Raw genomic sequence first — 11438 nt, 5'->3', positions numbered from 1 at the left:
GGACTTGACCGAGTGTCAGAGACACTGCGGGCGGATGCCACCGCGGCCAACCCCGTCATCCCCGGCTTTCACCCCGATCCCAGCGTCTGCCGCGTGGGAGACGACTACTACCTCGTCTGCTCCACCTTCGAGTACTTCCCCGCCATCCCCGTCTTCCACAGCCGCGACCTGGTCCACTGGACACAGCTCGGCAACGCCCTGGACCGGCCGAGCCAGCTCAGCCTCACCGCCGCTCCGTCGTCCGGCGGCATCTACGCCCCCACCCTGCGCCACCACGACGGCCGCTTCTGGCTGATCGTCACCAATGTGACCGAGGGCGGTGGCAACATGCTGTTCACCGCCACCGACCCCGCCGGTCCCTGGTCCGATCCCGTCCGTCTGCCCGGGGTTCCGAGTATCGACCCGGACCTGGCCTGGGACGAGGACGGCATCTGCTGGTGCACCTCCGCGGGCGGCGCACAGGTCCGCATCGACCCGTACACCGGGGAGACCTTCGGACCGCCTCGCAGGGTCTGGGCAGGCACCCCCGGTGCGATGGCCCCCGAGGCCCCGCACCTGTATCGCATCGGCGCCTACTGGTATCTCCTCATCGCCGAGGGCGGCACCGAGCGCGGTCACGGTGTCTCGATCGCACGCGGCCGCACGCCCGACGGCCCCTTCGAACCGTGCCCGGACAACCCGGTCCTCACCCACCGCGGCACCCACCACCCCGTCCAGAACACCGGGCACGCGGATCTGGTCCAAGGGCCTGACAGCTCCTGGTGGATGGTGCTGCTGGGCGTCCGGCCGCGCGGCGGGACCCCCGGCTGGCATGTGCTGGGCCGCGAGACCTTCCTCGCGCCGGTGAGGTGGGTGGACGACTGGCCCGTCGTCGACGAGGTGCCGTCCGTCCTGCCCGTGCCCGCCTGGCCGCTCGTCCCCGGCCCCGCCGAGGAGGTCCGGGACGACTTCGACCTCAGCGAGCTGCGGCCGCAGTGGATCTCCGTACGCGACCGTCCCGCCGAGTACTGCACCACCAAGGAGCGGTCCGGCCACCTGACCCTGCGTGCCCGCGGCGACTCCCTGGACGAGCCGGACGTCGTGTTCGTCGGCCGTCGCCAGAAGCACCTGTCCTGCCGGGTGCGGGCCCTGATCGAACCGGTCGAGGGGCGCGGTGGTCTCGCCGTCCGCCTGGACGAGGAGCACCACTTCGAGATCGAGGCGGCCGAGGGCGAGGTGCGCGTCCTCAGCCGTGTGGGAACGCTGCGCACGGTCGTGGGAGCACGGTCCGTGCCCGCCGGTCCCGTGGTGCTCCGCCTCCAGGTCTCCGACGCCCCTCCCAAGGGCCCCCGCACCGGTCCCGACGTCCTCACGTTCGGCATCGAGGAGCCGGACGGCACCTTCATCGCTCTCGGCGAGCTCGACGGCCGCTACCTGTCGACCGAGGTGGCCGGCGGGTTCACCGGACGGGTCATCGGCCTGTACGCGGCGGCCGGCACGGTCCACTTCGACTGGTTCGACTACGAGCCGCTCGTCCCCTGAACTCCATTCCCCCCACGGGCGGAACGTCCGCTCGCCAACAGAGAAGGATCGAAGATGAAGGGAACGCACTACCCCACCGGCCGACGCAGAAGCGGCCCCGGCCGACTGCTCGGCCTCGTGGTGGCGCTGATCGCCGCGATCGGGCTGACCAGCACCACCGCCTTCGCGGCACCGGCCCACAAGGACGCGTCCGCGCCGCTCAGTCCCAAGGCACTCAGCCCCATGAGCGCCGTGGCCGCGATGCAGCCCAGCTGGAACCTGGGCAACAGCCTGGACGCCATCCCCGACGAGACGTCCTGGGGCAACCCCGCGGTCACCAAACCCCTGTTGGACACCATCAAGGCCCAGGGCTTCCGCAGCGTCCGCCTTCCCGTCACCTGGTCGGGCCACCAGTCCGCCACGGCCCCGTACACGATCGACGCGACCTGGATGAACCGCGTCAAGCAGGTGGTCGACTGGGCGCAGGCGGACGGTCTCTACGTCGTGCTCAACGTCCACCACGACTCGTGGCAGTGGATCTCCTCCATGCCCACCGACCACGACAACGTCCTGGCCCGCTTCAAGGCGACCTGGACCCAGATCGCCGCCAAGTTCAGGGACTCCTCCCAGACCCTGCTGTTCGAGAGCAACAACGAGCCGCAGTTCAACAACACCACCGACGCCCAGGGCATCCAGTACAACGACGAGCTGAACACCGCGTTCCACACCATCGTGCGCCAGTCCGGCGGCAACAACGCGACCCGTCTGCTCGTGCTGCCCACCCTGCACACCAATTCCGGGCAGACCTTCCTGGACGCCCTGTCCAGCGAGATGAAGTCGCTCAACGACCCCAACCTCGTGGTCACCGTGCACTACTACGGCTACTACCCGTTCAGTGTGAACGTCGCGGGCGGCACGCGCTTCGACGCCACCTCGCAGCAGGACATGACCGACAACTTCAACCGGCTCCGCGCCACCTTCACCTCCAAGGGAATCCCCGTCTACCTCGGTGAGTACGGACTGCTGGCGTACCCCGACAGCAACCACCCCTCCCGCGTCGAACGGGGCGAGGCCTTCAAGTACTTCGAGCAGTTCGGCTACGAGGCCCGCGCCGCCGGAGTGACCACGGCCCTGTGGGACCCCGGAACCTTCGCCTACCTGAGCCGCAGCACGCTGCAGTGGACCGACCCGGAGTTGATCAACCGGATCAGGTCGAGCTGGACCACCCGCTCGGGAACCGCCTCCTCGGACCAGGTCTTCCTGGCGAAGTCCAGCGCGATCACCGCCCAGACGCTCACCCTCAACCCCAACGGCCTCACGTTCCGTGGCCTCTGGCAGGGCAGCACCCAACTCGCCCAGGGCCGGGACTACAACGTCTCCGGCAACCAGCTCACCCTCACGGCCTCCGCGCTGACCCGACTGGCCGGAAACCGCGCCTACGGGACCAACGCGACCATCGAGGCCAGGTTCTCCGCCGGTCTCGCCTGGCCGATCCGAGTGATCACCTACGACCGCCCGGCGCTCTCCAACGCCACCGGCACCACCGGCGGTCTCACCATCCCCACCCAGTACCGCGGTGACCAGCTCGCGACCATGGAGTCCACCTACGCCGACGGCACCAACGCCGGCAACACCGACTGGACCCCCTACCAGGAGTTCAACGGCGCCTTCTCCCCCGACTACCCCAACAACGCCCTCACCCTCACCCCTGACTACCTCAACGCACTGCGCGACGGTGCGCCGGTGACACTCACCTTCCACTTCTGGAGCGGAGCCACCGTGACGTACCACGTGACGAAGTCCGGCAGTTCGGTGACCGGCACCGTCGGCTGACGGTCCCTCGCCCCGGGTGCCGAAGGCGGCACCCGGGGTCGCCCGAAGCATCGCTTCTCAAGGACCAGCCCTTGAGTCAGGCGCCGTTCGAGACAGTCGCGGTCACCAATAGTGGCGTCGGCCGGCGACGGCGTGCCCTGCGGATCCCATCACCCAGAAAACGGCGCCCACCACGGCCAGGATGATGCCAAGGGTCCACAAGATCGATATGCCGGTGAGGAAACCGACAATGAGCAGAATGATGCCGAGCGCGATCATGACGTACCTCCTGGCGTGAGCTGATGTGTTACCTCCCGAGTGCCCCGAACCGGCAACCTCACCCCACCCCGGCGAGCAAGAGGCAACTGCCGACGGGACTTTGGGCAGGGGTCGCCTCCCGGCCCCGCCCGCCGTCAGCCCTCCGGCGGTCGGCACGAGGGCGTCTTTCATCCCAGCTCTTGCCTGACCTATCGAATTTCGATAGGTTTCCATCGCGATTCGATGGAAGGACAGGGCATGGGAAAGCTGGCCGTGGGTGCGCTGCGCGTTGTGCTCGTGGTGGTGCTCCTCGGCACCGTGTTGGTACAGGCGTTGATGGTGTGGACATTGGTGAGCGGCAGCGATCCGGAGGACGGGTCACTCCCGCTCACCGCACTGCGCGTGATCACGATTCTGGGCATGGTGTCGGTCCAGATCGCCGCGGCCTGTGTGGGGCGGTTGGTGACGATGGTGCGACGCGGAACCGTGTTCTCCCACGCCGCCTTCCGGTACGTGGACGGGGTGATCGGCGCCATCGTGGCGGCCGCCCTCGTGTGGTTCGCGGTCACCCTCGTCAATGCGCCCGGTCAGCGGGACGACCCGGGCGTCACCGTCATCATGGGCGGCATCGGCGTGGCCATCCTGGGGGTCGCGCTCATCGTGCTCGTGCTGCGGATGCTGCTCGCCCAGGCCGTTGCTCGTGACGTCGAAGCGACGCAGATGCGGGCCGAGTTGGACGAGGTGATCTGATGCCGATCGCCGTCGACATCGACGTGATGCTGGCCCGGCGGAAGATGTCCGTGGGCGAGCTCGCGGACCGTGTGGGGATCACGCCCGCCAACCTGGCGGTACTCAAGAACGGCCGCGCCAAGGCGGTACGCTTCGCGACGCTCGCCGCGCTCTGCGACGTACTCGAGTGCCAGCCGGGCGACCTGCTGCGCTGGGAGGCCGAGGACGCCGCGGGCGAATGACGTGGACCGCCCTCGCCCCGGTCAACTGTCCCTGGTCGCCCCGACGCTGTAGTCAATGAACAGAAACTACAGCCGCGGGTGACCACCCCTCAGGATCCGGCAGAACCGGCGGATCCCGCCGGACGCGACTGCCGGTACGGCTTCACCACGCGGCGGGCGATGGCGAACCGGTGGGTCTCGGACGGGCCGTCGTAGATCCGGAACGGCCGCACCTCCCGGATCAGCCGCGCCAGCGGGGCGTCCGAGGCCGAGATGCCGAGCGCCCCGCAGATCTGCACCGACCGGTCGACCACCCGGCCCACCGCCTCCGCCACGAAGACCTTGGACACCGAGGAGAACTGGGCGGCGACTCTGGAGCCGGTGTCCAACTCCCATGCGGTACGCCAGATCAGCGCGCGGCTCGCCTCGATGTCGATCTCGGAGTCGGCGAGCATCTGCTGCACCATGCCGAGGTCGCCCAGCAGCGAGCCGAAGGCCTCGCGGCTCCCCGCGTGTTCCAGCGCGACGTCCTGGGCGCGGCGCGCGGACCCGAGCCAGCGCATGCAGTGCGTCAGCCGGGCGGGGCCGAGGCGGACCTGGGCGTTCTCGAAACCCCGGTCCACCTGGCCGAGTACCTGTTCCTCGGCGACCACGCAGTTTTCGAACACGATCTCGCCGTGACCGCCGAAGAAACTCTCGTCCAGGGTGTCGATGTTCCTGACGATGCGCATGCCGGGGGTGCCGGCGTCGACGAGGAACATGGTCGCACCGCCCGGGCTGCCGGGGCCGCCCTCGGTGCGGGCCATCACGATGGTGAAGTCGGCACCGCCGGCTCCGGTGATGAACCACTTGTGCCCGTCGATGCGCCAGCCGCCGGGAACCCGCACTGCCGTGGTCCGCAGCGCCCGGGGGTCGGCTCCGGCGCCGGGCGCCGGTTCGGTCATCGCGAAGCAGGAACGGTACTCACCGGCAGCCAGCGGGCGCAGATAGCGTTCCTGCTGCTCCTCGGTGGCCACCTTCTCGAGCAGGTGCATGTTGCCCTCGTCGGGAGCCGCACAGTTCAGTGCCAGCGGGCCGAGCACCGAGTACCCGGCGGCTTCGAACACCACAGCCTGCCCCCGCAGGTCCAGGCCGTGTCCGCCCCACCGTTCGGGAAGGTGCGGCGCGAAGACGCCCGCCTCACGGGCGCCCTTCTGCAGGGTCTCCCGCAGTGCGTGCGGAGCGTCGTGGACGGACCCGCCGCACTCGCGCTCGGCCGGGATCACCACGTCGCGGACGAACTCGGCGGTGGCCTCGGCGAGCCGGGCGACGGACGGATCGACATCGAACTGGATCGGCATGGTTCCTCCGGCCGACGGGCGTACGGGCGCCGGTGCCCGTCGCGTCGTAGAAACTGTACAACGGGTCAAGTATCTTTCCCGAGGGGTGGCGGCGATCCTCTTCTGAAGAGCCCTCATTTGTGACCAGAAGAGGACCTGCGGTCACCAAAACTTTAGGGCGGGCCCAGTATGTGAGCCCGATCCCCGACGAGCTGTGCCAACGATGGGAGAAGACCTCCGATGAGCACCCAACCGGTCCGGGTCGTCCGCCACTCCGACGGGGTCGTCGAACTGCTGCTGGACGATCCCGGCCGCGGAAACGCACTGGACCTTCCGACCGCCGAGGCGCTGCGGGACGCTGCCTCCGACATCGCCCGGGACCCCGGCGGCGCGGTCCTGCTGCGGGCGGCGGGCGGGAACTTCTGCGTCGGCGGTGACCTGCGCGCCTTCGCGGGCCGGGGCACGGAAACCGGCTCCTACGTGCACGCGGTCGCGACCGCCGCCCACGGGGCCGTGCAGACGCTGCACGGGCTGCCCGTGCCGGTGGTGACCGCCGTGCGCGGCGCCGCGGCGGGCGGCGGAGTAGGGCTCGCGCTGACGGGCGACATCGTGGTGGCGGCCCGCTCGGCACGCTTCCGGCTGGCCTACACGGCGATCGGGCTCACCCCGGACTGCGGCGCGTCCTGGGTGCTGCAGCGCCTGCTGGGCCCACGACGGGCCGCGGATCTGATCCTCACCAATCGCGTGCTGACCGGCGACGACGCCGAGGGATGGGGTCTGGTGTCCCGGGTCGTGGAGGACACCGAACTGGACGACACGGCCTACCGGACGGCCGCCGCCCTGGCCGCGGGGTCACGGGGCGCGCTGCGGGCCGCGAAGGCGCTGTTGCGAGCGGCGGCCGAAACGCCGCTGGAGGACCAACTCGCCGAGGAGGCGCGCTCCATAGCCGTCCTGGCGGGCGGCACGGAGGCCCAGGACGCGATGGAGTCCTTCCTCGCCGCCCGGCGCCGCGGCAGGGCGTCGGCCGACCGGCCGGCAGACCATGAGCCGCAAAGTGTTTCTTGAGTTCCTCTTCACTAACAGGGTCGCTGGAGCGTAACCTCCGGGCAACACAGATCGCAGTTCCCTGCGACCCGGCATCCGTCGCCGCGCGGCCTGAGTCCGCGCCCCCACAGGAACAAAGGTGTGGAGATGCATTCTGCTGCCGTGGAGCGGACAGACACCATCGACCCGTCCCTCGCCGACGCCGTCATCGACCTCGTCCTGCGCGGCATGTGGCGCGGTACCCAGGAGTCCGTGCACCGCCCGCTGGTCGACGCCGGGCTGGCCATGGTGAAGGGCCCGATGGTGCTGCCCACCGAGTCCGCCAAGCAGGCCGCAGCGCAGATGCTGCGGATCCCGGCCGGCTCCGGGCAGGAGGCGCAGATCACCGCGGTCTACGAGGCGTTCCTGCCGATCAACAGGAAGATCCGCGAGGTCTGCACGGCCTGGCAGTGCCGCCCGGACGGCAGCGTCAACGACCACGGCGACAGCGTCTACGACGCCGAGGTGCGCGAGCTGCTGGAGGATGTGCACGAGGCCATCCAGCCGGTACTGCGCAGGCTGGAGCGGCTGCTCGCGGACAGCGGCCGGTATCTGACCGGCCTGGAGGAGGCTCTCGACCGGTTCGACGACGGCGACCGGCAGTGGCTGGCCTCCCCCCTGTGCGACTCGTACCACACCGTGTGGATGCGGCTGCACCAGGAACTGCTGCTGGTCCTGGGCATCAGCCGCGCCGAGGACGAGGCCCGCGAGGAGCAGCTCGTCCGAGGGAGCCACGGGTGAACATCACCGACCCCCGCCCCGGCGTCGCCGCGTCGCCGCAGGCCCCCGGTCTCGCCCTGGTGCCGTACGGCCAGGGACGGACCCGCGGACTGGACGCGGACGCGCTGGGCACGCACGGCGTCGCGATGGACCGGCTGGTGGCCCTCGGGCTGACGGTGGTACCGGGGCTGACCGTGCCCGCGGGCACCGCGGCCTCGCTGGGCGAGCCCGGCACCGCCCGTGCGGCCGTCGAGCTCGTCGAGCAGTTGTCCGGGCGCCGCGTCGGCGATTCCGCCAGGCCGCTGCTGCTGCGGCTGTCGGCCAGCGCGCCGACGGACATCGCGGGGCTGCCGCCCGATCTCGCCTGTCTCGGTGTCACCCCCGACAGCGCCGGGGACCTGTGCACCGTCATCGGCCGCGCGGACGCCCTGGACGAGGTCTGGGCGGCCACGGTGCGGATGATCGCCGAGTACGGCCTCGACGTACCGGCCGCGCTGCTGGACGACGCCCTCCTCGACAGCCCCGCCCCCCGCGCCCGCGTCGAGGCACTGCTCTCCGTGGTCGCTCGACATGCCGGACGGCCCTTCCCCGACGACCCGGCCGAGCAGCTCGCGCTGGCCGCCCGCGCGGTCCTCGCCCGCTGGGACTCGCCAAGGGCCCGAAGAGCACGCAAGGCTCAAAAGCTTCCCGCCGACCTGGACATCGCGCTGCACGTCCAGGCGCTGCGCATCGGTCCCGCCGACCGCTCCGGCTACGGCACGGCGGTCAGCCGCCACCCCGAGACCGGCCGCTTCTCGCCGCAGGGCTCGTTCTTCCGGGGCGTACGCCGCAGCGCACCGCCCCCGCACACCGGCGAACCGCTGGAGAAGCTCTCGGGCGGCACGGTGCTCCTCGAGCATGCCCTGCTCACTCTCGAACGGCATCTGCACGCACCCGTGTCCGTCGACTTCGAGGTGCGCGACGGCGAGGTCTCGCTGCTCGCCGCCTCGGCGCAGAGCCGCCCGCCGCTGCGCGCCTCGGTGTGCCTGGCGGTCGACCTGGTCCGTGACGGCGCCCTCGACAAGGACGCGGCGGTACGCCGGATCGGCCCCGCCCAGGTGCAGGAACTCCTGCATCCGCAGCTGAAGTTGACCGGCGACGAGGAACTTCTGGCACGGGGTCTGCCCGCGTCCCCGGGCGCCGCGACGGGCACGGTCGCCCTGTCCAGCGAACGCGCCCTCGAACTGGCCGCCGAAGGCGCGCACGCCGTCCTGGTGATGCACGAGACCACACCGGCCGACGTCCCCGGCATGCTGGCCGCCACCGCGGTGCTGACCGGCAGCGGCGGCATCGCCTCACACGCGGCCGTGGTGGCGCGGGGCGCCGGCAAGCCGGCGGTCTGCGGTATCGAGGGGCTGCGGTTGGACAAGGCGGCCGGCACGGTACGGATCGGGGAGCGAGTGCTGAGCGAGGGCGACGCGGTGTCGCTCGACGGCCGTACCGGCACGGTGTACGCCGGAACGCTCAGTGTCAGCGTCGCCGGACCGCCGCCGGAGCTGTCCACCCTGCTCGAGTGGGCGGACGACTCCCGGCGGCTCGGAGTACGGGTCAACGCCGACACCGCGGCGGAGGTGACCACGGCCGTCGCGCTGGGCGCGGAGGGGGTGGGCCTGTGCCGTACCGAGCACCAGTTCCTCGGCGACCGGCTGCCCCTGATCCGCAGCGTCATCCTGGCCGCCGACCCGGCGGCTCGCGACGAGGCGCTGCTCGCCCTGGAGCACGCACAGCACGAGGACTTCACGGCGCTGCTGACCGCGGTCGCGGACCGCCCGGTGACCGTACGTCTGCTGGACGCCCCCCTGCACGAATTCCTGCCCGCTCCCGGCGAGGCCGGGGACGCGGCGGCCGAGCAGCGGGCCGCGTCACTGCGCGAGGCCAACCCCATGCTCGGGCTGCGCGGGGTACGCCTGGCGCTGCTCCACGAGCGGCTGTACCCGGCGCAGGCGGAAGCCCTCTTCTCCGCCTGGGTGGAGGTCGCCGCCACCGGCGTCCGCCCCCGGCTGGAGGTGATGATCCCGCTGGTCAGCCTGCCGGAGGAACTGCAGGCAGCCGCCGCCTTCGTACGCGACGCCGCCGAGACGGTGGCCGCCCGCACCGGGGTCCGGGTGCCGTACCGGCTCGGCACGATGATCGAGACACCGCGCGCCGCCCTGCTGGCCGCCGAACTCGCCGAGCACGCCGAGTTCTTCTCCTTCGGCACCAACGACCTCACCCAGCTCACCTACGGATTCTCCCGGGACGACGTGGAGCGGCAGGTGCTCGCCTCGTACCAGGAGCGCGGATTCCTCACCGCCAGCCCGTTCGCCCGGCTCGATCCGCACGGCGTCGGCGCGCTGATCGCCCTGGCCGTGGAAAGGGCCAGGAGCGTACGGCCGGACATCAAGCTCGGCGTGTGCGGTGAGCACGGCGGAGACCCCGAGTCGATCGCGTTCTGCGACGACGTCGGACTGGACTACGTCTCCTGCTCCGCGCACCGCGTGCCGGTCGCCCGGATGGCGGCGGCACACAGCGCGCTGCGCGAGAGCCGAAGCGAAAGCGGGAACGGAAGCAACGAGAACGGGACACCGGCATGACGACCACCGTGACCGGCCCCGCCGCCGGAACGACCGAGGCCTCGGAGGCCGAACTCGAGGATCTGCGCGCGACCGTGCGGTCCGTGTGCGCGGACGCGGGCGGCATCACCGCGGTGCGCCGGCTCGACGAGCACGCCCCCGGCATCGACGCCGGCCTCTGGGACACCCTCGGCCGGCAGGTGGGCCTCGCGGCCCTCGGACTGCCGGACGCGGTGGGAGGCGTCGGCGGCCTGGCGGAGATCGCCGTGGTCTGCGAGGAACTGGGCAGAACGCCGGCCGCCGTGCCGCTGCTGTCCTCCACCGTGCTCGCCGGGCAGGTGCTGGCCGGCTGCGGTACGGCCGAAGCACCGCTGGCGGCGGTGGCCGGAGGCACGGTGCACGCCCTGGCCGTGGCCGCGCCCGACGGCGTGTGGCGGCCGGACGCCGTGCCGGTCGGCGTCACCTGGCAGGGCAGTACCCCGACGCTGGACGGCATCGCACCCTTCGTGCTCGACGGCGCCGACGCCGAGGCCCTCGTGGTCGCGGCCGCCGGCCCCGACGGCGTGGACCTCTTCCTCGCCGACCCGCGCGGGCCGGGCGTGACGGTCCGCCGAGTACCCACGCTGGACCTGAGCCGGGGCCAGGCCGTGGTCACCTTCACCGCTGCCCCGGTGCGGGCGCTGACCGCCGGGGGCGAGGGGACGGAGGTCGTCACCCGCGCCCTCGACGTGGCCTTCGTGGCGCTGGCCGCCGAGCAGCTCGGTGGGGCGCAGGCGGCCCTGGACATGACGGTGGCGCATGTGCGGGACCGTACGCAGTTCAGCCGGGCGATCGGCAGCTTCCAGGCGATCAAGCACACCTGCGCGGACATGCTGCTCCAGGTCGAGTCCGCGCGGTCCGCGGTGGTCCGGGCGGTACGGGCGGCCGGGTCGCCGGAGGCGCTCGCGGAGGCCGCGGCGGTGGCGCAGTCCTGGTGCGGCGAGGCGTTCACGTTCGTCGCCGCCGAATGCGTCCAGTTGCACGGCGGGATGGGCTTCACCTGGGAGCACGACGCGCACCTGTACTTCCGGCGCGCGCAGTCCGACGCCGTGCTGCTGGGCGGCTCGGCCCACCACCGGGAACGACTCGCCGGGCTCCTGAGCTGGTGACCGCAGGACGGAAGCGACCGGTGATCTCGGAAAGGGCCGACCGGTGACGGCAGGAAG

At 71.5% G+C, this 11438-nt stretch carries 10 protein-coding genes; 8 read left to right on the top strand and 2 right to left on the bottom strand.

The features are described from left to right. The first annotated feature begins 12 nt into the window (after positions 1-12). Both RNB18_RS02115 and RNB18_RS02110 read left to right on the top strand, forming a co-directional pair. Positions 13-1521 carry a glycoside hydrolase family 43 protein gene (locus RNB18_RS02115; RefSeq protein WP_311712395.1) on the top strand — a complete coding sequence of 503 codons (1509 nt, stop codon included), beginning with the start codon at positions 13-15 and terminating at the stop codon, positions 1519-1521. A gap of 54 nt (positions 1522-1575) precedes the next feature. Further along, the gene (locus RNB18_RS02110) at positions 1576-3333 is read left to right on the top strand and encodes a cellulase family glycosylhydrolase (RefSeq protein ID WP_311712394.1); all 1758 of its coding nucleotides are present in this window, start codon (positions 1576-1578) and stop codon (positions 3331-3333) included. A 102-nt stretch (positions 3334-3435) separates the two neighbouring features. Here RNB18_RS02110 and RNB18_RS02105 read toward each other — a convergent pair whose 3' ends face one another. Further along, a complete protein-coding gene (locus RNB18_RS02105) occupies positions 3436-3591 on the bottom strand; it encodes a DUF6131 family protein (RefSeq protein WP_266512695.1) in 156 nt (51 codons plus the stop codon). A gap of 237 nt (positions 3592-3828) precedes the next feature. On the opposite strand from RNB18_RS02105, the gene RNB18_RS02100 reads away from it, so the two are divergent. Together RNB18_RS02100 and RNB18_RS02095 are read left to right on the top strand one after the other, a co-directional pair. Then, on the top strand, positions 3829-4320 hold the full coding sequence (locus RNB18_RS02100) for a DUF2975 domain-containing protein (RefSeq protein ID WP_311712392.1): 492 nt from the start codon (positions 3829-3831) through the stop codon (positions 4318-4320). Next, a complete protein-coding gene (locus tag RNB18_RS02095) occupies positions 4320-4541 on the top strand; it encodes a helix-turn-helix domain-containing protein (RefSeq protein WP_311712391.1) in 222 nt (73 codons plus the stop codon). Before RNB18_RS02100 ends, RNB18_RS02095 begins: the two co-directional genes overlap by 1 nt. A gap of 89 nt (positions 4542-4630) precedes the next feature. On the opposite strand, the gene RNB18_RS02090 is transcribed toward RNB18_RS02095, so the two are convergent. Then, positions 4631-5860 (bottom strand): acyl-CoA dehydrogenase family protein, encoded by a 1230-nt coding sequence (locus RNB18_RS02090; protein WP_311712390.1) that lies wholly within the window; start codon positions 5858-5860, stop codon positions 4631-4633. Positions 5861-6079: 219 nt separating this feature from the next. On the opposite strand from RNB18_RS02090, the gene RNB18_RS02085 reads away from it, so the two are divergent. The 4 genes from RNB18_RS02085 (at position 6080) to RNB18_RS02070 (ending at position 11381) form a co-directional block, all read left to right on the top strand. Continuing rightward, complete coding sequence (locus RNB18_RS02085; RefSeq protein WP_311712389.1) at positions 6080-6904, top strand: enoyl-CoA hydratase/isomerase family protein; 825 nt, start codon at positions 6080-6082, stop codon at positions 6902-6904. A 126-nt stretch (positions 6905-7030) separates the two neighbouring features. Beyond that, complete coding sequence (locus tag RNB18_RS02080) at positions 7031-7663, top strand: hypothetical protein (RefSeq protein ID WP_311712388.1); 633 nt, start codon at positions 7031-7033, stop codon at positions 7661-7663. Then, positions 7660-10254 carry a putative PEP-binding protein gene (locus RNB18_RS02075; RefSeq protein WP_311712387.1) on the top strand — a complete coding sequence of 865 codons (2595 nt, stop codon included), beginning with the start codon at positions 7660-7662 and terminating at the stop codon, positions 10252-10254. The genes RNB18_RS02080 and RNB18_RS02075 overlap by 4 nt, the downstream gene beginning before the upstream one ends. Next, positions 10251-11381, top strand: a complete 1131-nt coding sequence (locus RNB18_RS02070; protein WP_311712386.1) for an acyl-CoA dehydrogenase family protein — start codon at positions 10251-10253, stop codon at positions 11379-11381. Before RNB18_RS02075 ends, RNB18_RS02070 begins: the two co-directional genes overlap by 4 nt. Positions 11382-11438 lie beyond the last annotated feature (57 nt).

This window comes from Streptomyces doebereineriae, assembly GCF_031845645.1.
GTDB classification, from domain to species: Bacteria; Actinomycetota; Actinomycetes; order Streptomycetales; family Streptomycetaceae; genus Streptomyces; species Streptomyces canus.
This window is presented reverse-complemented; position numbering and strand designations above follow the sequence as displayed.

Bases quoted from the DNA above. Each gene is read 5' to 3' on its own strand.
- RNB18_RS02095 (WP_311712391.1), top strand. From the start codon at position 4,320: ATGCCGATCGCCGTCGACATCGACGTGATGCTGGCCCGGCGGAAGATG.
- RNB18_RS02070 (WP_311712386.1), top strand. From the start codon at position 10,251: ATGACGACCACCGTGACCGGCCCCGCCGCCGGAACGACCGAGGCCTCG.
- RNB18_RS02100 (WP_311712392.1), top strand. From the start codon at position 3,829: ATGGGAAAGCTGGCCGTGGGTGCGCTGCGCGTTGTGCTCGTGGTGGTG.
- RNB18_RS02080 (WP_311712388.1), top strand. From the start codon at position 7,031: ATGCATTCTGCTGCCGTGGAGCGGACAGACACCATCGACCCGTCCCTC.
- RNB18_RS02105 (WP_266512695.1), bottom strand. From the start codon at position 3,591: ATGATCGCGCTCGGCATCATTCTGCTCATTGTCGGTTTCCTCACCGGC.
- RNB18_RS02110 (WP_311712394.1), top strand. From the start codon at position 1,576: ATGAAGGGAACGCACTACCCCACCGGCCGACGCAGAAGCGGCCCCGGC.
- RNB18_RS02090 (WP_311712390.1), bottom strand. From the start codon at position 5,860: ATGCCGATCCAGTTCGATGTCGATCCGTCCGTCGCCCGGCTCGCCGAG.
- RNB18_RS02085 (WP_311712389.1), top strand. From the start codon at position 6,080: ATGAGCACCCAACCGGTCCGGGTCGTCCGCCACTCCGACGGGGTCGTC.